The organism is Streptomyces sp. NPDC060049 (assembly GCF_042736715.1).
Lineage (GTDB): Bacteria > Actinomycetota > Actinomycetes > Streptomycetales > Streptomycetaceae > Streptomyces.
Map to the genome: position 1 here is coordinate 54,155 of NZ_JBHWVV010000029.1, position 23,352 is coordinate 77,506.

Below are 23,352 nucleotides of genomic sequence, written 5' to 3' on the forward strand. Positions count from 1 at the left end.
CTTTCATCCGTGCCCCGGCCGGTGGGCCGGGACGGATCGGGGAAGCAGCGGCAGTTCCAGCAGTGACCGCAGCATGGGGATGACGGGCGTGCGCAGACCGATGCCGAAGTCCTCCCAGGGCGACGTCGCGCCGTCCAGGAACCGCAGGACCCGCTCGGCCGGCACCGACGAGAAGAGGCGCGCGAAGAACTGCCCGCCGTCCACGCGACCGGTGTCCAGGGCGCGCAGCAGCACCGCGTCCATCGCCCGTGCCCTGCGCCCGTGCACGGCGGGCACCCGGGCGGGCGAGCGCCCCGCCCGCACCGCTTCGGCGAAGTGACGGCTCTGGCGCTGGATCGCGGCGAAGGTGTAGCCGGTCGACGGGCGGGTGGCCCCGCCGGCGGCCCCGATGAGGAAGACGCGGTCACCGGTGCGGCGGGGGAAGCGTCCGTCGCTCATCGCGATGACCCCCTGTTCCCGCTCCCGCACCGTGTAGTCGCCGAGCGAGAGGACGGACGCGCAGTAGTGGCTCAGGGCACGCTCGTAGGCCGCCTGGTCGAGGGCGGCAGGGGAGAACTCCGTGTACTCGACCAATGCCTCGTACCGGCTCGACGGCAGCACGTAGCCGAAGGCCAGCCCGCGGGGCGGCTGCGGGAGGCGAAAGTCCATCAGGACCGCCGCGCCGGGGTCGAAGGCCGGTCGGGCGGTGCGCACGAACCACCCCCGGAAGTGCTGGAGCAGCGTGGTCCTGGCGGCCGGCAGCTCCTGGAGCGGCCGCGAGTCGAAGACCAGCCCCGACCGGAGCGCCGCGGGCGCCCCCGACGCGTCGCTCCCGCGGACGACCGCCTCGTCACCGGCGTCGCGTGCCGACTCCACCGTCAACCGTCGTACGTCGACCCCGTACGCGTCGAGCCGCCGCGACATGGCCTCCTCGAACCGGTGCGACCTGAGCATTTTGTACCGCAGCGGCCCCAGAGATCCGTCGATCACCGCGCCGTCCCGCGCGTACACGCGCAGCCGGTTCCAACTCGCCGTGAGCAGACCGTCGTACGGTCCCTCGCCCGCCTCCCAGTAGCACCAGGTCCGGTCGGGTGAACGCAGTGGACCGGGCGGAGCCTCGACCACGACCACGCGCGGCGCGGGCCTCCTCCCGGGCCGGGGCTCCGCGAGCCCGGCCGCCAGCGACAGTCCGGCCGCCCCGGCCCCGACCACCGTCACGTCAGCGTCCCAGCCCACCCCGCGGCCCACCTCCCTGCGCACTGCGCGCCGGCCGTCCGCGTCCGCACCCGGACATCCCGAAGGGTGCAGTTAAACAGCCTGCCGTGGCGTCTGCCCGTCGACGTGCCGGTACCCCTGTTCGGGAGCACCGTGGAGGTAGCCGTTCGACAGAGGTGAAGGCAATGGTGATCCCTCCTGGTCAACAACCCCCTCCCGGTGGAGGCTGGCGGCCCCCGCCGCCGCGGCCAGGGCCGTCGGGCGAGCGCCTCGCCGAAGCCTCCACCGCCGTCTCCCGCCTGGCCCCCGCGCAGGTCGCCCGCGACCGGGCCCAGAGCTGACGCAGGTCGACGCCCCCGTCACGTGCCGGATCACCGACGTGACCCGCTTCGCCTCCTGACGCCGAAGCCCGGGAGCCGCTCGGGTTCCGTCGGCCGTCCGCTTCGGGGCCGGGTGGGGCTTGGCTTCAGTGTGTCTGGAGTCGGTGGCGCAGGCGTATGAGCACGGGAAGGTCGGCGACGGTCGTGAGGCGGTGGACGAGCAGGTTGATGCGGCGGTCGTCGCCGCGGCGGACCGCGGAGACGATCGATTCGATCAGGTCGTCTGGATCTTCCGGCATGACGGAAGCCTTGACCGTCGGGCCGTCGTTCATGCGGATGCCGTGCGAAGTGGGCGCGGGCGGGTGAAGGGGCCCCGGATGTGCGGGGATGTGGATTCGGCTCCCCCTCACAGGGGCAGGGCAGTGCCTGTGCCGACGGATCACACGGCCCGCGGCGGGGCCACCGGTCGACGGCGGCGGGGCCCGAGAGGAGCATGGGAAGGGGGCTCTCGCACGTGTCGGACGGTGAAGGAGTGGCCATGTTGGAAGGCGCCAAGGCATTCAGCGGATTCTCGGTCGACGACCTGGGCAGGGCCAAGGAGTTCTACGGCGAAACGCTCGGTCTTCGCGTCTCCGAGGACAAGGGCATGCTGTTCCTGCACCTCGCGGGGGACACCACGGTCCTGATCTACCCGAAGGACGATCACCAGCCCGCCGGCTTCACCCTCCTCAACTTCCCCGTGGACGACATCGAGGCGGCCGTCGACCAGCTCACGACGCGTGGCGTCCGGTTCGAGCGGTACGAGGGCTTCGAAACGAACGAGAAGGGCATCGTCGTCAGCGAGGAGGACGGCATGCCGTCCATCGCGTGGTTCAAGGACCCCGCGGGCAACGTCCTCTCCGTGCTCGAGGAACCAGCGCCGAGCTGACACCGGCGACCGCGTCGAAGAGGCCTCACGTCTGGCACTGTTTCGTGGACGCGGTGGACCAGCCGCTCCAGGCAGCGCCGTCGGCCCGAGCGTGCACTCGGATCTCGACCTTCACAGGGCCGCACACTCGGGTCGTGCTTCCCACTTCGACAGGGCCGGCGGCCTCGCCCGCCCGGACGTAAGTGCGACCGCTGCCGATCTTCTCCCAGTGGCCACCCTTGACGACACGGAAGAACGCCTCGTAGGAGACGTTGAGTCCTCGTGAGCCCGTATTGCGGGCCTTGATGTGCGCCGTGATGTCACGAGTGGGGAACCGGCCCGCAGACCCCCGCTGGGCACTGATGCACCCATTGACGGCGACACGGCCGGTCGACGTCCCCCCACCGCAAGCGACGGCCGCGGCGTGAGCGTCGGCCGGGATGGTCAGCATGCTCAGAGCGGCTGTGCCCAGAATCGTTCCGATACGCCTCAAAAGCACTGGTGCGGTCCCTTCGTGAGTCACGGTCCTTGCGGAGACCATGGCTCGCCCCGGGGTGCGTCGAGTGGACAATCATGAAGTTTTCACCCGCACAGGTGTAATCGGCGATGCGCTCACCCCCGGCAGGCAGTGGCCGTCTCCTGACGGGGGCCGGTCCTGGCGCCCGTGCTACCTGAGGGCTTCGAAGGAGGCGACGAGGTCGGTGGGGGAGGGGAGTGAGGTGATGTCGGTCTGGACGGTCGTGGCGGCCTTGCGGAGGTCGTCGTCGGTCAGGAGGCGGTCGAGCAGGGCGGCGTCCACGTCGGCTCCACTCGCGCGGAGCGCGAAGCCGAGGCCCGTCGCGGCATCGACGTTGATGAAGTGGTCGGCGCCCTGCGGGAGGATCAGCTGGGGGACGCCCCGTGCGGCAGCGGTGAGCATGGTCCCGGAGCCGCCGTGGTGCACGATCGCGTCGGAGGTGTCCAGCAGCTGGGCCAGTGGCACCCAGGGCAGGGAACGGACATTGGCGGGAAGGGTGCCGAGCGGGCTCAGGTCGGTGTCCCCGACGGCGAGCAGGAAATCGGCGTCCACGGAGGCGGCCTCGGCGATCACCCGGGCGACCGGGTCGACACCGGCGTACGCCGTCACCACCGTTCCGAGGGTGACGGCGATCCGGGGCCGGGAGCCACGGGATATGAGATCGCGGGGCACCGTGCCACCGCCGTTGTACGGCACGTAGCGGACCCGCCAGCCGGTGCCGTCGCCGCCGAGGGAGGCGGGTACGACGTCGAGGACCGTACGGGTGGCCGGGCCTTCGACCTCGCGGGCCCGGTATTCGTCCTCCAGGAGGTCGGCGAGCATGCCGACCATGCCGAAGCCGGACATCACGCCGAAGTTGTGCACGACGGCGGGTATGCCCAGTGCCGCCGAGACCAGCGGTGCGGCGGCCTGGAAGGCGGCGTGGACGATGACGTCCGGTCGCCACGCGGTGGCGACCGCGAGCAGGTCGTCGATGGTGACCCGGCCGTGTTCGGCGAAACCGGCCGCCGCCAGCCGCTGGGTGTCCTCCAGGCTCTTCCCGTCCGTGATGAACTGCGGATCGGCGCCGTCCGAGGCGCGCCTGAAGGCTTCCATGAGCGTCGAGCCGTCGCCGATCTCGACGGTGGGCAGGCCGGTCTGCCCCATCTGGTCGAGCGGGGCCGAACCGGCGAACAGCACCTGGTGCCCGGCGGCTTGGAGTGCCTGGGCCGTCGGCACCATCGGGAACAGGTGGCCCGCCGCAGCGGGGCCGGTGAACAAAATGCGCACGGTGTACTCCCTGGTGGAGCGACTTGATTCCTCTTACAGACCTCGAACGAAGTTGCTGCTGCGGCAGGTTCCGCCGAGATGATCGAATTTCGGCCGATCTGTGGGGCTCGCACGGACGGTGACGTTCACCCGATCAGATCAAGCGAAGCCAGTCGGCCGCTGCGAATGGCCCAGCATCAGGACACCGGACAGGCGAAAGTCGGATGAGATGCCTAACGTCGCTGCCAGACACATCGATTCGCCAAGCCTGGGGAGACGCCATGTCCCATCGAGGCCGCCGGCTGGCGGGCGGGTGCGCGAGTACGGTCGCTGCCGTCCTGCTCGCCACCGGGGGCGCCTTCGCCACGCCCCCGCACCGGTCATCCGGCAGAGGCGCCGGGAGCGAGGTCGCAGTGGGTGCCTACCTCCACTACGGCTCACCCGGCGTCGACAGGATGCACGAACTCTCGCACTGGCTCGGGGGCACCGAGCTGCGCGCCGGACACACCTACCTGCCCGGCGACACCTGGACGAACATCGAGGGGGCGCCCGATTCCCTGCGCACCTGGGCACGGTGGCGCAGGGCGCGAGCCGATCGGCTGTTCGTCCTGAACGTGCCCATGCTGGAGCGCAACGAGGCAGGCGTCCCCGACGACCGGATCGCCGAGTTGCTCCGCTCCGGGGCGCAGGGCGCGTACGACCACCACTTCCGGCGGCTGGCCGAGCGCCTGGTCGGGCTCGGAGTGCCGGATACGGTGATCGTGCTCGGCTGGGAGATGAACGGCTTCAACTACACCCACCGGTGCCGGCCCGACCCCGAGAACTGGAAGAGGTACTGGCGGCGCATCGTGGATGCCATGCGCTCGGTGGAAGGGCAGCGGTTCCGTTTCGACTTCGCCCCCAACCGCGGCGGTGACGCGATCGCCTGGACCAGGTGCTACCCCGGCGACGACGTGGTCGACATCATCGGCATGGACTCCTACGACCAGGAGCCGGGCCGCACGTTCGACGAGCAGGTCAACCAGCCCTACGGACTCCAGCAGCAGGTCGACTTCGCGAACGAGCACGGCAAGCGGATCTCTTACCCCGAATGGGGGCTGTTCCGCAACGGCGACAACCCCGATTACATGCGGCGCATGCTGGCATGGATCGCCAGGCACAAGCCGCTCTACCAGAGCATCACCGACTACTGCCCGCACGGCGTGTGGCAGTGCAGCCAGAATCCGCGCTCCGCACGGGTCTTCCGAGATTTCCTGTCCACCAGACACGGCCTGTAGACGACGAGGCCGAGATCACTCGTGTTCGGTGAGCGCGTTCCCCAGGAGTTCGGTGCCGAGCGGCGTGACGGTGTGCACCACGGATTTGCCGCGCCGGCTGGTGGTGATCAGCTTGGCGTTGCGCAGTACCGTCGCGTGCTCGCTCGCCGCCGCGATCGACACGTTCAGGCGTCGCGCCAGCTCGGTCGTGCTGCACCCTTCGGTGGCCACCTTCAGTGCCGCGGCCCGCGTACGCCCCAGCAGTGCGCCCAGTGACTGGTCGGCGGCTCGCGGGGCACCCCACAGTGCGGCGCCGGTCTCGGCGTCACCGATGGTGGGAATGGCGAGCGTGGGCGCCGAGGTGGCGTCCTGCGAGTCCCACAGCAGTGCCGGGTCCCGCCACAGGAAGACCGTCGGCGCGATGACGAGGCCGCGCCCCCCGAGGTGGACTTCGACGTGCCGGTGGTAGCGCACCTCCAGCACGGGCGCCCGCCACCGCACCAACGGGACGCACATCCCCTCCAGCAGGCGTTCGACCCCGCCGTCGAGCAGTGTGCGCGCGAAGGTCCCCCGTACGCCCTCCATGTGGGATCTCGCCCTGTTCCAGTAGGGAGCGATGATCGCCTCGTTGCAGGCGGCCAGCCCCGCGGCGAAGTCCCGGAGGGCTTCGGGATCGCCCGCCGCCAGACTCCGGGCCCACGGCAGCTGCGAAGGATGGAAGTCGATGTGTTCGAGCTCGGTCCGCATCAGGGCGGGTGATGCCCGCAGCAGGTTGTCGATGCCCTCCTCGACGGACGGCGTGTCACCCATGAGCACGGTCAGGTCGATGTCCGGGCCGCCCTTGGCCAGCAGGCTCGTGAACGGCCGGGCCTTCGCGTCCAGCCGCCCGCGGACCGCTGCCCCCCAGGGACGAAAGGGCAGAGCGTTGGCGGCACAGTCACGCAGCAGCCTCAGGCCGTACATGGTTTCCGCGGCCGCGCCGATCGTCGCGGCCACCCGGGTCCGGGCCAGGTCCTCGGCAGTGAAATGAATGCGCAGCACCGAGCGTCCCCCATCGCTGTCCGCCCTCTTGCCACTTGATCGCCCACCGTAGTCTGTGCCCTGCGGGAGGCTCCGTCCAGGAGATATTTCAGCCAAGGCTCATTGACGAGCTCGATGTGCGGGCCTCGGCGTCGAACCGCCGCACGATCACACACGCTCACGCCGTGGTGCGGCCACTGCTGTCACTGCGCGGCCGCACCACGGAGGTCAGCCGACGAACTCCCGGCTTCTGCACGTCGTGTTCGACGAGATGCAGTCGCCCGCACCTGTCAGGGCCCCCGCCTGGCGGGGCGAGGACACCTCACACCCGGCGCCCCGCACATCCCTCACGCAGATCGCCTGTGGAGGCGCCGTCTTCGGGGTGTTTGCGTTGAAGTGTGCGAGGGGGCCGCGCATCTGGCCCTCGCCCGTGGGGTCGGATGAGGTGCTGGGGTTGTTGTCGGCGTAGTTGTAGCCGTTGAGGGACTGTGGGCGGTCGAGGCTCGGCAGCGGGTCGACGCTGATGAACTGGCTGGTGGTCGGGTCGTATTCGCGGGCGCCGATGTGGGTGAAGCCGGTGGTGGTGTCGGTGTCGCCGCCGACGAATCCCTTCTGGCCGGGCCAGAACGCTGGTGGTGCGCCGCGTTGGGCGCCGTAGGGGAGGGATTTGCGGCGGTTGTAGGTGAGGCTGGTGGCGCTGATGGAGAGGGTGTTGGTGCCGTGGTGGTCGGAGACGAGGAGGCGGACGCGGTTGTCGCTGCTGGAGCGGATGGCCGAACCGCCGGGGACGGTGTAGTAGCGGTTGCCGGTGACGGTGTTGGTGGCCTTGGTCAGGATGAGTTCCTGGCCGCCGGGGAGGTAGAGCGTGGTCGTCGCCGGATCACGCTTGAGGATCCGGGTGCCGGCCGTGTCGTAGAGGAATGATGTGGTGTTGCCGGAGATGGTGGAGGTGGCAATTCTACCTTCGTCGTTCCACGTCAAGGTCTGGGCGGCCGCGGTGGCGGTGTCCTTGGTGGTGAGGTTTCCGGCGGTGTCGTAGCCGAAGGTGTCGGTCCCGGTGGTACCGCCTGTGGCGGTCACCTTCAGGAGTTCGTGGCCGGGAGCGGTACCGGTGGGGTAGGTGTGGGTGCGGGTGGTGTCCGCGGTGACCGGTCCGGCCTTGTGCTGCTTCTCCGTCGCGCGCTGCCCGGTGTCGGTGAACGTCCAACTCGTCCAGTACGGGTCGACGCCGCCCAGGGCAGGGGTGCCGGCGCCGTTGACGGGCTTCGTGGTGCAGTCGTCTCCCGAGGTCCAGGCCTCAGTCGTCCGGCGCGCCCAGTCGTAGGTGAAGCACTGGTCGTCCTTGACCTTGGCGTCGTCCTGCTGGTCGGTGATCCGGGTGATGTTGCCCGCGGGGTCGTAGCTGTAGGTGATGCTCGACAGCGTCATCGGCCCGGAGGCTTCCCGGTCGATTTTCGACCTCATCACCCGCCGGGTCAGGGAGTCGTACCACACCGAGTTGTAGACCAGCGTGCCCAGGTTGCCCATGCTCGCCTGAGCGAGCTCGCCGAAGGGTGTGTAGGCGGCGCCGCGCAGGTAGACCTGGGAGAGGGTGCCGTCGATGACCGCCAGCTTGTCCTGCTTGCCGTAGTTGTTGGTGACCGTCTCGGCAGGCAGGGCGGTCGTGGCGTTGCTGTTGGTGGTGCTGTAAGCGGTTGTGGCGGGCAGCCCGCTCACCGGGGTCGCAGTGCTGTCGACGGTGTAGGTGCCGGCGAGCTTCTCTTCGCCCGCGACCGTGGGGATGGTGACCTTGGTACCTGTCGGCCGACCACCGGTGTCGTAGCCGGTGACGGTGCTGGTGTAGGCGGCTGTGCCGTCGTAGCGGGTGGTGGTTGCGGGTAGACCCTTGCCGCCGGCGGCGGTGTCGTAGGTCCAGTCGGCGAGCTTGGTGCCGGTGACTGTGCCCTTGTGCAGGCTTGTCGGACGGCCGAGTTCGTCATACGTGGTGGCGAGGGTGACGTTCCGCGCGTCGGTGGCGCTCTGGGGACGGCCGTCGGCGCCGTAGACGGTGGTGGTCTTGCCCTTGTCGGGGTCGTTGCCCTCGGTCTGGCGTCCCCGCAGGTCGTAGCTGTAGGTCCAGGAGTTGCGCCCTGAGTTGTCGGACATCGTCGCCGGCCGGCCGGCGCGGTCGTAGGCGTAGGTGTGCTTCTCGTACTGGGTGGCCGCCGCGCCGATGACGGGCGTGCGGTCCTTGTGGTCGCGGCGTTCGACGGCGCGGCCGCGGGCGTCGGTGACCGTCAGAGTGGCGGTCGCGCCCTGGGGCGGGAGGACGGCCTGCCAGTCGGGCCCGTACGTGGTGGTGGTGCGCCACTTCTCCGTGTTCACGGACAGCTGGATCGAGTCGGTGACGCGGCCGCGTCCGTCGTAGCGTGTTTCGACGGCGCTGGGGATCTGGTTGTCGGGGACGACGAGCATCGTCGTGCCGGCCGATTTGTCGTTGTAGAAGGGGGCATTGGTCCGCAGGACGCGCCCGTAGTCGTCGTAGTACGTGTCGGTGATGACCCGCCCGGTGATGCCGATGGCGTCGCTCTGGGTCTGGCGGAGGCGCAGCAGGGAGTCGTAGAAGGTGACCGAGGTGCCCCAGAAGCCGTCTTCGTAGAGCTTCTTCGTGGTGACGGTGGACGGGGCGGTGGCGGACAGTTTGTACGTGTGGGTGATGTTGGGCTGCTGGGTCGTCGGACGCCCGGTGGCCCAGCCCTTGACAAGGCGGCCGAGGGCGTCGTACCGCGATGTGGTGGTGCGGTTGTTCGCGTCGGTGGTGGTCAGGACCAGGCCGCGCAGGCCGTCGTAGGTGCTGGTGGTGGTGTGGCCCTTGGGGTCTGTGACGGTGATCCTGGTCGGCTGGGCATCGGCGGCCGGCGTGTAGGCCGTCACCGTGGTCTGCCCGTCCTGCCCCTTGGAGGTCAGGGCGCGCCCGAACTGGTCGTGCGTGGTCTGGCCGGTGGTCTCCCAGACGAGCCGGCCGTTCGCGTCCACCTTGGACGCCTGCTCGGTCTTGATGGCGAGGGCCAGACCGGCCTTGGGCGCAGTGCCCGGGGCCTGGCCGTCGTAGGAGGTCCGGCCGGCGCCGGTCACGGCTGGGGCGGAGATGGTCCTCGTGCACGGCTTGGCGGTCGTGGAGGTGACCTGGCTCGGGTAGGCGATCAACCAGTTCGCCGTATCGGGTGCCGCGTACTGGGTGACCGTGCAGGTGGCCTCGGTCGTGTTCGCCCCGTCGTTGCCTTCGGCCAGGAGCAGGCCGTAGGTCTTGTCGTAGGTCCGGGCCGTGGTGTTCTGCTGCCAGGTTCCGTTGGCGAGGAGCTTGCTGGTGACGGAGGTGGCGGTTCCGGGGAACCGGGCCACCTTGGAGGCCAGTACCGGCCCGGCCGCGCCAGGGGTGTCCGGATCGGTGATACCCGTGACCGGCTGGGAGGCGTTGCCGCCCGACACCCACGGAGTGTGGGTGGTCTTCTCGACCGCGGCGCCGGCTTCGCCGTCGTAGGCGCGGGTTTCCGAGACCTTGCCGGCGAAGTCGCGGCGGTCGGTGACGCCGTTGATGGCCGCGACCGTGCGCGGTTGGCCGTTGGCGAGTTTGTCGCCGGCCATGCCGAGGTAGTAGTCGGTTTCGCTCTTGAGCCGGTTGGTGGTGCCGGTCAGGGTGCGGACGGTGCGGTAGCCGCGGAAGTCGCCCCAGGTGCGGTGCTTGTCGAGGGTGAATTCACTCTCGTCGCGTGCCCAGTTCGGGCCGCCGGAGTAGGTGTAGGTGGTGGTCTTGGAGGGGGAGCCGGTGCCGGCGGTCGTGTCTGCCTCTATGACCTTGGCGACCAGGTACTTGTGGAAGTAGTCCTTGACTTCCTCCACGGCTCCGTCGCGGGTCCACCAGGAGGGGTAGCAGCGCTTGGTGTTGGTGTCGTCGGCGGTGGGAAGGCTGGTCGGGGTGCAGTTCGTGGAGTGGTAGGTGACCAGGGTGCTGCTGCCGGTCTCGCCGGTGATCTGGGTGATGCGCCGCTTGTTGATCGGTGGTCTGCCCTCGGCCCCGTCGACCCGGTTGGCCATGGGCGTGCCGGCGAACGTGGTCGTGAGCGGGGGCGCGTCGGTGAGGGCGCCGGCCTTGGCGATGTGCTGGACGGAGTCGAGCCACAGGGCCGGCTTGGTGGTGTCACCGGTCGCCGGGTAGGACTGGGCGAGCGTCCAGGAGTCCACGGGCACGTGCGCGCCGCCGGAGAAGGCGACGGTGTGGATGGCCGTCAGTCGCTTGGTCGACCAGAAGGACGGCGAGCCCTGCAGGCACTGCGCGCCGGACTTGCAGTCCAGGTATACGGGGACGTCGGGCCAGTCGGTGGCGTGGGCGGCGTCCAAAGTACAAGTGGCCGCGGTGCAGCGGTTGCTGACGGTGAAGTTGACCTGTGCCGGAGCCGGCGCCGGGGTGTAGACCTGGCCGGCGCGCAGGCCGTAGGAGATCTTCTTCAGGGTGCTGTCACGGGTGTAGAGCGCCGAGGCGTCGATCTTCCCGTTCTTCGCGTAGTAGTTCCCGTACTTGGTGTAGTAGAGGGCCATGGCGTTGTTGTGCGGGTCGACGACGTAGTCGAGGTTCCACCGCCAGCCCTGGGTCACGCTGGAGGACGCGAAGTCCGCTCCGTGACCCGGCTCGCCCGGGTGGTTGCCGAAGACGGGCACCCAGTTGACCGAGCCCGTCTCCTCCTTGCCGGTCGTCCAGCCGGGCAGGCGGTTCTTGCCGAACCAGTATTGCGTGCCGTCCGTGGTGGTGACCCGCCAGTACTCGGAGTCACTGTCTCCCGAACCGTTTCCGGGCGAGTCGTAGATCCGCTCCACGCGGGAGCCGTCGTCGTTCGACAGCTTCCACACGCCCTTGCCGGCGTCCCAGAGCAGCTCCGAGCTGGAGCCGTTCAGCGACATCGTCGCGTTCTCCGACTTCCAGCACAGGTCGCCGGTCTTGGCGGTGTTGTTGCCGCCATTCTTGTCGTTCTCACAAGAGACGTACGTGCGTTCGATGAAGCCCGGGTTGTACTCCCAGCCCTCACCGACCCACGAGGCCTGGTTGTTCGTCGAGCCCGTCCGCCCGTCAACCGAGGAAGAGCTGTAGGACAGGCCCACCTTCGGGCTGAGGCCGCCGGGCGCCGGAGGCGCCGCGACCGGCATGTTCCAGCCGAACGAGCCGGAGTTCCCGCCCGCCGACCACGAACCGGACGGCGCGAGGGAAGTGGCCTTGAAAGACCCCTCCGAGCCGTCGGCGGAAGCCTCCGCGGTCAGAACCGTCATACCGCCCGCGGGAGCGGCCAGCGCGCTGGGCGCCGACTTGAGGAGAGGCGACGGCTCTCCGGCCGCCGGCAGGTCCACGGACGCGGTGAGCGTGGACGCCTTCGCGTCGTTCCGCGTGGGCAGGGGGGTGGCCTTGAGGCACTCGGGCTTCGAGGGTGTCGTCAGCGCACAGGCGGGCAGCCGGCTGAGCCGCAGCGAGGAGGCCCAGTTCGCGCCGTAAGCATCCTTGATCTTGGCGTAGTCGACTTCGACCTGCGCGGTCGCGGCTCCCGTGGAGCCGTCGGAGCGCTGAACGGACAGCAGCAGGCCGGTGATTCCGGCCTGCTGGGTGGCCTTGTGGTCGGCGACCGTGACCCGGATCCGGGACGGGCCCGGCTGGGCGTCCTTGCCGGATGCCGCGGATCCGGCGCCGACGGCCGAAGGGGCCGGGGCGGTCGGTGCGACGCGCACGGGCAGCGAGCCGGCCTGCACGGGGGCGGCGGTGTTCGCCTTCGCCGGCGGTGAAGCGGCGGGCAGGGTGACCTCGGCGGTGCCGGCTGCGGGCCAGCCGACCGGTGCGGGCTTCCAACCCGGTTCCTTCGCAGCGGCCTTGCGGGCGTTCGCCTTGAGGTCCTGGCCCTTGACGGATGCCGTCTTCTGAACATCGCGGGGCTTGGACACGGCGGGTCCGGCCCACGCGGGCCCGGTGAGGAGGGAAACGGTCAAGGCGGCCGATGCCGCCCCGACGATCGAGGTCCTAAGTGATCGTTTCCTCTGAAAACGATCACTCCCGAACAATTCGGACATCAGGTCCGTCTTCTTCAACACGGCAAACCCCCCACGGGAATGAAAAGAAAGGTAAATTCGCAGCCAACATGCCCCGGAGGGGTAGTGCAAGAGCCCTCTTGATCACAGTTGACCCGCTGGAAGCACACCCAGGTGTCCGCAAAGGGATCATTCCGGATCGGCTTGTCCCATAGCAGTGGTGATGCCCACTCGGGTTCCGCTCTGCCGCCGCGAAGCCGGTGCGCCAGTGCCGCGCGCACTCGGAACCCTTCTCGCTCCCGTCCTCCCGCTCACCGCGGCAGACGTGCTCTCCGGGTCAGAGGTCTGTCGCAGTGGCTGCGCGTGCCGCCCGGAGCAGCCCCGGCTCACTCCTGCTCGCGTTCTCGATGCGCCGTACAACCATCGGCGCAGCCGGTGAGTCTTGTACCGCGTAAGAACATTTTCCAGGGGGTTTTGTCTGTGAAGTTGTCCCGTATCGCAGCGGCGGTCACCACCGCTGCGCTGGCTCCTGTCGTCCTCATCGCGTCACCGGCCTTCGCCGCCGGCCATGAGGCCGCCACGTCCACCAATCCGACGGCTCCGACCGCACCCGACCAGGCGTCGACGGGCCCTGCCGACGACGGCCAGGCGGAGCAGGACCGCAAGACCATCCTCGCGATCATCGCCGACCCGATGGCCAGCGAGTACATGAAGGAAGCCGGCCGCAAGGCCATAGCCGACGGCCCCGCGGCCATGCGCAAGTTCATCGAGACCGACCAGCACAAGATCCGCCTCGACGACTACCGGGTGCTCATCACCCGTCTGCTGAACGATGCCGGCCCCGGCCTGAAGGAAGGCATCAACGCACTCTTCGGGAACGACAAGGCGACTCTCGAGCAGCTGCGCCACTTCTACGAGGTCACTCAGCACCAGCTGCGCGACCAGGACAACCGTGTCCGGATCGCGCAGATCATCGACGGCGGGGGGCCGGGGCTGGTGAAGGCGGGCGTCGCCGCGCTGAACGGCACTCCCGCCGACCGCGTCGCCTTCCTGGCCACGGGACGGTACCTCGCGCAGGCCTCCGACGACCGGGTCGAGCTCGCCCGCATCGACGAAGGCTGGGACGGCCCGATCCTGAGCGGGGCGATCAGCAAGCTCCTCAACGGTTCCGCGACCCCGGCCGAGCTGCGCCGTTTCCTCGAGGTGACCCAGTACGAGCTGCGCGACCAGGACAACCGCGTCGCGATCGCGAGCATCATCGACGGCGGGGGACCGGAACTGGTCAAGGCCGGCCGCGCCGCGCTGGCGGGCACTGCCGCCGACCGCACCGAGTTCCTGAAGACGGGACAGCACGAGGCGCGCGCCAAGGACAAGAAGGCCGAGCAGGAGAAGGACAAGAACAAGGACCAGGACAAGGGCAAGTCGGACCAGAACACCCCCGGCACCGGTTCGGGCTCCGGCGCGGGTGCCAACCCGGGGACCGGCACGGGCAACACCACCGTCACCGCCCAGGGCGGCAGCGGTTCCCTCGCCGCCACCGGCGCGGGTGACTCGGCTCTGATCGCGGGCGGTGCGGGCACTGCACTCGTCGCCGGCGCAGGCCTGCTGCTCGCGGCGCGGATGCGTCGGGCCTCCTCCGCGAGCTGATCCGGCTCCGCCGCCTCGTGCGGCAGGGCCGGTCCCGGTCTCCCCGCGACGCGGGCGGGGCCGGGGGCGGCGGCGATCCTGGTGGAGGAACTCCTTCACGGACATGAACGCCGGACACGAAGGCCCCCGTGCGGTGAGTTGCCGAACAGCTCTCACCGCCGGGGGTCTTCGTCATGCTCGAGACCTACCGCCGGTCGGAACCCCCCCTCGTGACCGGTGTGAAACGACCGGCCGACCGCACCCGCCGAGGCAACGCCACCGGGCGCGGGCTGTCGTCAAAAGCGGTGTCCGGACTTACTTCCGCCCGCGAAAATCTTGCGCTGCTGATGCGGCGTGCTGACCTGGAGATCTCCCGGCTGGGGGCCGTGAACTGTTCATATCCATGAACAGGATTCGCGTATAGGTCCATTGACGTGCTCATGACCTGCCCTCTAGGGTCCGACGAAACCACAGTCCTGCCGGACTGTGGCGTCCCACTGCCGTTCATATCCGTGAACCCGGCGCTTGTCACGTCTCTGTCTGCCCGCTCCGCGGGTCCGCAGGCAGTTCCCGGCCACACCAGCCCCCTGGTCGCACGAACCCACCCACCTGGAGACGAACGATGCATTTGAGAGCAGCCATCGCGTCCGCCGGCCTGCTGGCCGGCACCCTCGTCGCGCTGACCGGCCCCCCGGCTCAGGCCGCCTCGACCCGCTACGAGGCCGAGAGTTCCCCGGCGGTCTGTACCGGCAGCATCGACTCCGACTGGGCCGGCTACTCCGGCAGCGGATTCTGCAACGGCGCCAACGCGACCGGCGCCCACGCCCAGTTCACCGTGAACGCCACCGCCGCCGGCACGGCCACGCTCCAGGTCCGCTTCGCCAACGGCACCACGGGCGTCAGGCCGGCGAGCGTCTCCGTGAACGGCTCCCAGGTCGCCTCGGCCCCGTTCGAGAGCACCGGTACGTGGACCGGCTGGACGACGAAGACGTTAACGGTCCCCGTGAACGCGGGCAGCAACACCATCCGGTTCAGTCCGACCACCTCCGCCGGCCTTCCCAACCTCGACCACCTCGATGTCGAAACGACCGGCACCACTCCGCCGCCTTCGGTCTCCGCGCTGTACGTGGCACCGAACGGCCGGGACGGTGCGGCCGGCACGGTGTCGGACCCGACCACCCTCGTCTCGGCGATCACCCGGGTCGGGGCCGGCGGCACGGTCTACCTGCGGGGCGGGACCTACCACCACGCGCAGACCGTCACCATCGAGGCGGGCAACAACGGCACCGCGAACGCCCGGAAGAAGCTGTCGGCCTACCCGGGTGAGATCCCGGTGCTGAGCTTCGCGGCCATGGCCGAGGACCCGGCCAACCGCGGGCTCGCCGTGAACGGCTCCTACTGGCACGTCAACGGCGTCATCGTCGAACGCGCCGGCGACAACGGGATCTTCATCGGCGGCAGCAACAACATCATCGAGCGCACGGTGACCCGCTTCAACCGTGACTCGGGGCTACAGCTCTCCCGCACGGCCGCCGGCACGCCACGCGAGCAGTGGCCGTCCAACAACCTCATCCTGAGCGCGGAGTCGCACGACAACGCCGACTCCGACGGCGAGGACGCCGACGGCTTCGCCGCCAAGCTCACGGTCGGCCCCGGCAACGTCTTCCGCTACGCCGTTGCCCACAACAACATCGACGACGGCTGGGACCTCTACACCAAGACCGATACCGGACCGATCGGCGCGGTGACCATCGAGGACTCGCTCTCCTACCGCAACGGCACGCTCAGCGACGGCACCGTGAACTCCAACGGCGACCGCAACGGCTACAAGCTCGGCGGCGAGGACATCCCGGTCAACCACGTCATCCGGCGCAGCATCGCCCACGAGAACGGCAAGCACGGGTTCACCTACAACAGGAACCCCGGCACGATGACGATGTCCGACAACATCAGCACCTCCAACGCCCAGCGCAACTACTCGTTCGACGCCGGTACTTCGGTGTTCCGCAACAACGTCTCCTGCCGCGTCGGCAGCGGCTCGAACGACAAGGCCGTCGGCGATGCCGACAGCTCGAACCAGTTCTGGGCCGGCTCGAACGGTTCCCGCTGCACCTCCTACTCCGGGGTCATGCGCTGGTCCTTCGCCTCGGACGGCCGCCTCGTGGTGACCTACGGCGGCAGCCGGATCGCGCCCTGACCGCGCAGCTGACCGCGCTGCGCCGGAACAGACCGCTCCGGCTATTCCCGTCCGCGTCGAGTGCGCTCGCCGCGATGGGTCTGGCGGTAGGCGCGGGGCGTGGCGCCGGTCAGGGAGCGGAAGTGACGGCGTAGGACGGCCGATGAGCTGAAGCCGGTGCGGGCGGCGATCTCCTCAACGGACATGCCGGTCTCGCGGAGCAGCCGCTGGGCCTCTGAGAGACGCGCGTGGAGTAGGTACTGGAGGGGGGTGCGACCGGTATGGGCGCGGAAGCGACGGGTGAGGCTGCTCGGGCTCGTCCGTGCGTGCGCGGCCATGTCCGGGAGGGTCACGGCCAGGTCGAGCCGGGTCTCCAGCCAGCGGAGGGTCGGTTCGAGCCCCGCGCTGTCCATGATCTCCTGTTCGATGGTGTCCTGGACCCTGTCCGCGTCGAGTTGCAGTGGTGTGATCAGCTCTCGGGCGGTCTCTCCCGCCACTCGCGCACCGTGGTCTCCACGGAGAACGTGCAGACAGACGTCCAGCCCACCGAAGATCCCCGCAGCCGTGAGGAAGGGGCCGTCCTCGACCACGGCGCCGAGCGGGTCGACCTCGATCCGCGGATGGCGTGCCCCGAGTTCCCCGGTGTGCCGCCAGCCGGTTGTCGCGCGGCGCCCGTCCAGCAGCCCGGTCGCCGCGAGGGTGAAGACGCCGGTTCCGACGGCAGCGAGCCGGATTCCCCGGCTCGCTGCCGTGCGCAGCGCGTCGTGCACGGATGACGGCGGCCCGTCGCGGTACCCGGGGTGCCCGGCGACCAGGACGACATCCGCACCTTGGAACCCTTCCAGGCCCCATGGAAGCCCGACGGGCACCGGACCGGGCGAACAGACCGTCCGGAGACCGGGGGCGGCGCAGAGCCTCACCTCGTACTCCACCCCCGGATGGTCACGGGACGCGGCTCCGAACACCATGCCGGGGGTGGTGAGGTGGGAGCCGGGAACCCCGTCGAGCGCGAGGACAGCGATGACTGACACGTCAGGAATATAGCCAGACCGGCGCGAATGCCACCTTCAGCCCGTGTGCCCGCTCCCAGACCGCCCGCCGTGTCAGCCGGACTGGCGGATCGTCTTGCGGATCCAGTCCGCGTACACCGGCACGTTGGTGTAGAGGCCCGGCCCCGTGGAGCAGGTCGGGTCGTTGTCACCGTCACCCGACGTCGTACCCACGAGTTCCCAGCGGCCGTTCCTGGCGCGCTGCACCTGAGGGCCGCCGGAGTCCCCGTTGCAGGCCATGGCATTCGGCTTGGGGCTCACCGTGCACAGCCGGGTCTCCCCGGCACGATCGAAGCACTCGGCCTCGGATCCCCTACGGGTATCCAGCTGCTGGAGCCGCTCGGGGAACACCCAGTCCGTCGGGGAATCGGCGCCGACGACCGTACCGAAGCCGAGGATCCGCGTGGGGGTGCCCACGGGCCCCGCCTGCTTCGCGATCCTGATGGGCTTCTGGGCGACGGGGCGGTCGAGGCGCACCAGAGCGAGGTCGTCGCGGTTGGGAGCGCCGGCCTCGCCCTGGGCGTAGCCCGGGTGCATGACGATCTTGTCGATCTTGCGAACGGTACCGCCGGACGTGCGGTGCTCGCTGCCGACACGGACCACGCCGTCAGGGGTCACCCCCAGCGCCGGGTCCACACAGTGACCGGCCGTGAGCACCCACTGCCGGTCGATCAGCGTCGCCCCGCAGGGGGCCTTCAGCACCACCCCGTCCTCCAGGGTGGCGGACAAGGGGATGGACGCCATGAAGGAGTAACGCTCCGTGGAATCGCCACCGTTGACGATGGCGCCGGCACTGCCGGCCATGAGTGTCATGCCGAGTACGGCGGCCGCACCGGCCGCGGCCGCGGCGCGCAGCGTCATGCCGCGACGGCCCGGGGAACGGGGATCGGGGATCGGGCGGTGAACAGGGGTAAGGCGCATGTCGGTCCTCTCGGCAGGGGCACAGGAATCGGCACGGACCGGGCGGCCCCTCACGCCCCGACTCCGTGCTGATCCCCATCCTCCGGGCCGGGCCCCGCACCGAAACAGCCGCTCGGATGTCACCCTCGGCTAAATTCGGGACATGTCACTGATCGCCGTCCTGGCGCTCGACGGAGTTCCGGGGCACCAGCTCACCACCCCCGGACTGACGTTCGCCGCCGCTGCCAGGCACCACCCGTGGGTCGACTACGACGTGCGGATCTGCCTCGCGCCGGGCTTCGAGAGCACGGGGGGCGCGGCTCCCTTCCGTATCGAGACGCCGTGGGGCCTGGAGGGGCTGGAAGACGCCGACACCGTCCTGCTCCCCGGCTGCGCGGACTTCCGCGACGAGCCCGCACCCGCCGTGGCCGACGCCCTGCGCGCCGCCGCCGCACGGGGCAGCCGCATCGGTGCGGTCGGTACGGGCACGTTCGTCCTCGCCGCCACCGGTCTGCTCGACGGACGCCGCGCCGCCACCAGCCGCCGGCACACCGGGGAGCTGGCGCGCCTGCACCCCCGGATCGAGGTCGACCCCGACGGCGCGGTCGTGGCGCACGGCCCCTTCTTCAGTGCGGCCGGCGTGCTGGGAGGCCTCGACCTCTGTCTCCGCCTGATCACTCTCGACCATGGCGAATCCGTGGTCATCGAAACCGAGAGACAGGCGTTCCTCCAGCTCCAGGCCCCGGCCGACGACCCCACCGGCGACGTCTCCGCGACGGCCCTCGCCCCCTCGGACGGCAGCCTCGAAGAGGTGGTCCGGTGGATGGAGGCCAACCTCGAACAGCCCCTGACCCTCGCCGCGATCGCCGACCGCGCCGGGCTCGGCACACGCACCCTGACCCGGCGCTTCCGCACCGAGACCGGGATCAGTCCGCTCCAGTACCTGCTCCGCGCCCGTATCCAGCTCGCTCAGCGGCTCCTGGAACGCACCGACGACCCCGTCGAGCGCATCGCCGCCCGCACCGGCCTCGGTACCCCCGCGAACCTGCGGCACCACTTCCACCGGTCCACCCACACCACCCCCGTCATCTACCGCACCGCTTTCCGCTCCCTCGCCGCAGCCCTCACCTGGGCCGACCGGGACGAGGCCGGCCGCCCCTGACGGGCTCCGCCTGCCGGCCGTCGCATCCGCGGCGAAACCAGCCCGGCTGTCACCATGTTGACGTACGTCACGACCGACCGCCTCAGAAGGAGCACGCCTTGCGCACCACAGGACCTCGCCCATCCCGCCGCACCGCACTCGCTCTCGGAGCCGGCGCCGCACTCTGCGCCACCCTGCCCCTCGGCGGAACGGCACATGCCTTACCCGCCCCGGACGGCATCACCTCCCGGCTGAGGGAGCTCGAGCAGCAGCACTCCGCCCGCCTGGGCGTGTTCGCCCGCAACATGCGCACCGGCAGGACGGTGGCGTACCGCGCGGACGAACGCTTTCCGATGTGCTCGGTGTTCAAAACGGTCGCCGTCGCGGCCGTACTGCGCGACCTCGACCACGACGGCGAGTTCCTGGCCCGGCGCATCCGCTACACCGCGGAGTACGTGACGAAGTCGGGCTACTCCCCGCGCACCGGCAAAGCCGAGAACCTCGAGAACGGCATGACCGTCGCCCAATTGTGCGAAGCAGCCATCTGCTACAGCGACAACGCCGCCGCGAACCTGCTGCTCCGCGAGCTGGGGGGACCGGCCGCCATCACCCGCTTCTGCCGCTCGATCGGGGACGGCAGGACCCGGCTCGACCGATGGGAGCCGGAACTCAACTCGGCGGAACCATGGCGCGTGACCGACACCACCACCCCCCGCGCCATCGGCCGCACCTACGCGCGCCTCACCCTCGGTGACGCGCTCGCACCACCGGACCGGGAGCGGCTCACCGGCTGGCTGCTCGCCAACACGACCAGCGGCGACAGGTTCCGCGCCGGCCTTCCCGCGGACTGGATCCTCGCCGACAAGACCGGCGGCGGAAGGTACGGCGGCAACAACGACGCGGGCATCACCTGGCCGCCGGACGGCGCACCGATCGTGATGGCCGTCCTGACGGCCAAGGCCGAGGAGGATGCCCCGGCCGACAACCCGCTGGTGGCCAAGACCGCCGCACTGCTGGCGGCGGCACTCGGCTAGCAGGCGCCCACGTACACGTGCCGGTCGCAGCCACTTTCGAGTGCTGCGCCCGGCACGGCGGGTGCTGCCGACCGGTGCCCGGGCTTGCTCAACGCTGCACGCCCGGAGCCCGGTACTGGATTTGCTCGGCTCTGCGCAGAGCGTCCATCGTTTCGTCGATGCCGAGCAGAACGGTCGTCTCGAACGAGCTGAGCGCGCCACCGCCACTGATCGCCAGAGCCACCGCGGCCATGGACACGTTGTCCGGAGCTTCCCAGAGGTTGTAGCCGTCGTGCGTGCCGAAGGCGTACCAGAATCCGTGGAGTTTCCCCCCGACGGACTCGATGTACGACCGGGCGGCTTCCGAACGGTCCTCGGGGTGGCCGATCAACCGCGCCCAGGTCTCCGGCGTGTAGCTGAACTTCGAGAGGTAGAGCGTCATCGTGTCTCCCTTTCGTTTGCGGAGTCGCTCTCACCGAGCCTGCGGCCGAGTCCCGCCGGGCTACTGCGGCGCGACGGCCCCCGAGTCCGGCGACTGCTGGAGTCCGGACGTGTCGACCGCCTCGAAGTCCGATCCGTGGAACCCCTTGAGCGCGTCGAGCTGAGCATTGTCCCAACCGGGGTGCTCTTCTCCGGTGATGAACCAGGCCGAGCCGTTGTCCGCGACGATGGCGCCGTACTTCTTGAGCGCCTCGGCCACGGCCTTGGCCTGCGGGGCCAGCTTCGAGGTGTCCACCGAGCTCTTGAGCCGCAGTCGCAGCCCCATGGGAGGAAGCGACTCGTCCGCCGCGGCGCCCGCCTCGTGCCGCGCGGGCCAGATGTAGCTCTGGTCCGAGCGGGGCACGGTGATGCGGATCGCGTGGTCGACGCGCCCGGCCGCCGCCTCGTCATAGCGCACCAGGCCGGGGAGTATGGCAAGTCCGGCCGCATCGGCCGACGTCCACCCGTCGGGCCGTAGCGTGTGGGTCCGCAGGTCGAAGACCGCGCCCGAGCCGGCCTGCCAGGCACGGTCACCTTCCTGTCGCGCGTTCCAGAGCTCGTAGGACTTGCACAGCGCGCGGTCCCATACGACGACGTGTCGGTCGCCGTCGCTCGCCGGACCGTTCTCGATCTTGGCGGTGGGTGGAATCCGGTACCCGGACGGGTCGCTTTCCTCGGCGATGTCCAGGGTGACTTTCGATTCCGGTACCGTCGCGTCCGAAACGGTGATGGGAATGCCGAAAGGCTCGCCATCGGCGAGTCCGGACCCGAAGTCCGGGTGAAGCGGCTCCGTGGCACCGATCGAGGAGACGTACCGGGAAGAGTTCGGGTGCACGGGAAGCGCATCCACAGGTGCGCGCCAGAAACTGTCCGGGAGCGACGTCCGACAGGAATCGTCGCGTGAGCCGACAGCAACCGGAATGACCGTCGTGTGCGGCGCTCGCTCGTCGGAATCGGTGTACGCGGAGTACCCGGACGGCAGACACACGGCTGCGATGGCGGAAACGGTCGCGATCGCGGGAACACGATGACTCGACCGCATTTCCGATATGTGCTTGATCGCCATGGGTGCACCTCATCTGAGCGCTCTGCGAGGCGGCGGCCGCTGTTTTCCCTGTGAGCCTCCTCCAGCGTAGGCACGTTCCGGCCCCGGCGCTCTGCCGCTCGCGCGGGACCGCAGGCGATGGAGAGGACGACGCACCCACCTCCGTCCCGAAGGTGGGTGCGTCCGCGGTCGGGCGGCCCCGTCAGTGGGCGAAGAGCGGCGACACGGCGGCCTCCGAGCTGCTGTTCCAGTACGTCACGCGGGCTTTGTCGTCCACGTACACGCCGCCCTTCGGCATCTCGAGGAGCACACCCTCGCCCGTGTTGTGGTCGGGGCTCTGGCCGTGCGGCGCGAGCGCCATGTTCTTCACGAGGGTGCTGACGTCCTTACCGGCCTGGCGCAGCAGTAGACCCGCGTACGCCTCCTTGCCGGGGGCCAGGGTCACCTCCGTTCGCGGCTTGGAGTTTTCGAAGACCGCCACGAGCCGGCCGTGGCCGTCCTCCAGCCGGAGGACGGGAAAGGTCCGGAGCGTGCACGGCTTGGTGCCGGTGTTGGTGATGGTCAGCAGGAGCTTCGAGTCGTCCTTGGTGGGCGGCACGGCCCACTCCACCTTGACGTCGGTGGAGTCGTCGGGGCAGTTTCCGTCGATGCCCTGGGGGTCGCCCTCGGCCTCGCCGGGACGGCCCGGCGCGGCCAAGGACGCGGAGGGTTTGGCCGTGGACGGCGCGGAAGCCGAGGGGCCGCCCGGCGCGGACGCGGAGACGGAGGGCGACGCGGGAGGGGAGGTGGAGGACTTCGGCGGCGGGGTGGCGCCCGCCTTGTCGTCGCTCGGCTCGCAAGCCGTGGCGGCCAGGAGCGCGGCGGCGGCGAGGCCGAGGACGCCGAGCCTGCGGATGTGGGTGGTCTTGAGGAAGGTGCGCATCACGAGCCCCCGTGGCTGCTGACGTGCTGGGATCGGTCTGGACAGGATGCCCGCGCCGGCTTCGGATTCACGCCGCCGCGAGGACCGTTACAGCTCGCGTATGCGGCGGTCACGGTTCCGTCGTGGAACCCGCATGCGCACCGGCCGAACCGCATGCGCACCGGCCGGGACGCTGCGGACGTGCGGGGCCTCGGTCGTCGTAGCGTCGACGGCTCCGCGGGGACGGACAGCCGTGCACCAGGACGCTGCGCGTCAGTCTGTTCGAAGTGATCGCGATGGTGGTTGTTACGGGGTCGTGAACCCGTTCGGCTCAGGGGTGACGGGTCGCGGAGAAGCCGGGCGCCGGTAGGGGCGGACGCCGCGGCCCTTGTGCTTCCGGGCATCGAGCGGACCTGCCGCGGCCGAGGGTCAATGCGGCTTTGACGTGTGTCCCTTACAAGGGAGAGTTACCGAGATGTCCAGGTTGGGCAACACGGAGCGATTTCGTTGCTTTCGG

General features: G+C 69.9%; 15 protein-coding genes and 1 pseudogene. 6 read left to right on the plus strand and 10 right to left on the minus strand.

Features of this window, described 5'->3' with window-relative positions; genetic code table 11:
- Window positions 1–3: 3 nt before the first annotated feature.
- Window positions 4–1,215: a lycopene cyclase family protein gene (locus tag ACFWBY_RS35180; protein ID WP_385334924.1), complete on the minus strand. Its 1,212-nt coding sequence runs from the start codon at window positions 1,213–1,215 to the stop codon at window positions 4–6.
- A 445-nt stretch (window positions 1,216–1,660) separates the two neighbouring features.
- On the minus strand, window positions 1,661–1,813 hold the full coding sequence (locus ACFWBY_RS35185; RefSeq protein ID WP_385334922.1) for a hypothetical protein: 153 nt from the start codon (window positions 1,811–1,813) through the stop codon (window positions 1,661–1,663).
- A 239-nt stretch (window positions 1,814–2,052) separates the two neighbouring features.
- On the opposite strand from ACFWBY_RS35185, the gene ACFWBY_RS35190 reads away from it, so the two are divergent.
- Window positions 2,053–2,442: a VOC family protein gene (locus tag ACFWBY_RS35190; protein WP_385334920.1), complete on the plus strand. Its 390-nt coding sequence runs from the start codon at window positions 2,053–2,055 to the stop codon at window positions 2,440–2,442.
- Between the two features lie 646 nt (window positions 2,443–3,088).
- Here ACFWBY_RS35190 and ACFWBY_RS35195 read toward each other — a convergent pair.
- Window positions 3,089–4,207, minus strand: coding sequence for a glycosyltransferase (locus tag ACFWBY_RS35195; protein WP_385334918.1), 1,119 nt, complete (start codon window positions 4,205–4,207; stop codon window positions 3,089–3,091).
- Window positions 4,208–4,467: 260 nt separating this feature from the next.
- Between ACFWBY_RS35195 and ACFWBY_RS35200 the strand changes: the two are divergent.
- A pseudogene (locus ACFWBY_RS35200) lies at window positions 4,468–5,445 on the plus strand (glycoside hydrolase family 26 protein); the annotation flags it as partial.
- A 33-nt stretch (window positions 5,446–5,478) separates the two neighbouring features.
- On the opposite strand, the gene ACFWBY_RS35205 reads toward ACFWBY_RS35200, so the two are convergent.
- Both ACFWBY_RS35205 and ACFWBY_RS35210 read right to left on the minus strand, forming a co-directional pair.
- On the minus strand, window positions 5,479–6,483 hold the full coding sequence (locus ACFWBY_RS35205; RefSeq protein ID WP_385334916.1) for an ArsR/SmtB family transcription factor: 1,005 nt from the start codon (window positions 6,481–6,483) through the stop codon (window positions 5,479–5,481).
- Between the two features lie 207 nt (window positions 6,484–6,690).
- Window positions 6,691–12,465, minus strand: coding sequence for an RHS repeat-associated core domain-containing protein (locus ACFWBY_RS35210; protein ID WP_385334914.1), 5,775 nt, complete (start codon window positions 12,463–12,465; stop codon window positions 6,691–6,693).
- A 525-nt stretch (window positions 12,466–12,990) separates the two neighbouring features.
- Here ACFWBY_RS35210 and ACFWBY_RS35215 point away from each other — a divergent pair.
- A complete protein-coding gene (locus ACFWBY_RS35215; RefSeq protein WP_385334912.1) occupies window positions 12,991–14,151 on the plus strand; it encodes an ALF repeat-containing protein in 1,161 nt (386 codons plus the stop codon).
- Window positions 14,152–14,752: 601 nt separating this feature from the next.
- A complete protein-coding gene (locus tag ACFWBY_RS35220) occupies window positions 14,753–16,327 on the plus strand; it encodes a carbohydrate-binding protein (RefSeq protein ID WP_385334910.1) in 1,575 nt (524 codons plus the stop codon).
- A gap of 41 nt (window positions 16,328–16,368) precedes the next feature.
- On the opposite strand, the gene ACFWBY_RS35225 is transcribed toward ACFWBY_RS35220, so the two are convergent.
- Together ACFWBY_RS35225 and ACFWBY_RS35230 are read right to left on the minus strand one after the other, a co-directional pair.
- Window positions 16,369–17,337 (minus strand): GlxA family transcriptional regulator, encoded by a 969-nt coding sequence (locus ACFWBY_RS35225; RefSeq protein ID WP_385334908.1) that lies wholly within the window; start codon window positions 17,335–17,337, stop codon window positions 16,369–16,371.
- A 72-nt stretch (window positions 17,338–17,409) separates the two neighbouring features.
- The gene (locus ACFWBY_RS35230; protein ID WP_385334906.1) at window positions 17,410–18,216 is read right to left on the minus strand and encodes a S1 family peptidase; all 807 of its coding nucleotides are present in this window, start codon (window positions 18,214–18,216) and stop codon (window positions 17,410–17,412) included.
- A 202-nt stretch (window positions 18,217–18,418) separates the two neighbouring features.
- On the opposite strand from ACFWBY_RS35230, the gene ACFWBY_RS35235 reads away from it, so the two are divergent.
- Together ACFWBY_RS35235 and bla are read left to right on the plus strand one after the other, a co-directional pair.
- On the plus strand, window positions 18,419–19,417 hold the full coding sequence (locus ACFWBY_RS35235; protein ID WP_385334904.1) for a GlxA family transcriptional regulator: 999 nt from the start codon (window positions 18,419–18,421) through the stop codon (window positions 19,415–19,417).
- 98 nt (window positions 19,418–19,515) lie between these two features.
- Entirely contained in the window at window positions 19,516–20,430 is a 915-nt protein-coding gene (gene bla / locus ACFWBY_RS35240; protein ID WP_385334902.1) for a class A beta-lactamase, read from the plus strand.
- A gap of 88 nt (window positions 20,431–20,518) precedes the next feature.
- Here the strand turns inward: bla and ACFWBY_RS35245 are convergent, their stop codons facing one another.
- The 3 genes from ACFWBY_RS35245 to ACFWBY_RS35255 all read right to left on the minus strand — a co-directional run bounded on the left by ACFWBY_RS35245 (window position 20,519) and on the right by ACFWBY_RS35255 (window position 22,856).
- Window positions 20,519–20,851, minus strand: a complete 333-nt coding sequence (locus tag ACFWBY_RS35245) for a GYD domain-containing protein (protein WP_385334900.1) — start codon at window positions 20,849–20,851, stop codon at window positions 20,519–20,521.
- Window positions 20,852–20,911: 60 nt separating this feature from the next.
- Window positions 20,912–21,955: a hypothetical protein gene (locus ACFWBY_RS35250; protein ID WP_385334898.1), complete on the minus strand. Its 1,044-nt coding sequence runs from the start codon at window positions 21,953–21,955 to the stop codon at window positions 20,912–20,914.
- A gap of 181 nt (window positions 21,956–22,136) precedes the next feature.
- On the minus strand, window positions 22,137–22,856 hold the full coding sequence (locus tag ACFWBY_RS35255; protein WP_385334896.1) for a DUF4232 domain-containing protein: 720 nt from the start codon (window positions 22,854–22,856) through the stop codon (window positions 22,137–22,139).
- Between the last annotated feature and the right edge of the window lie 496 nt (window positions 22,857–23,352).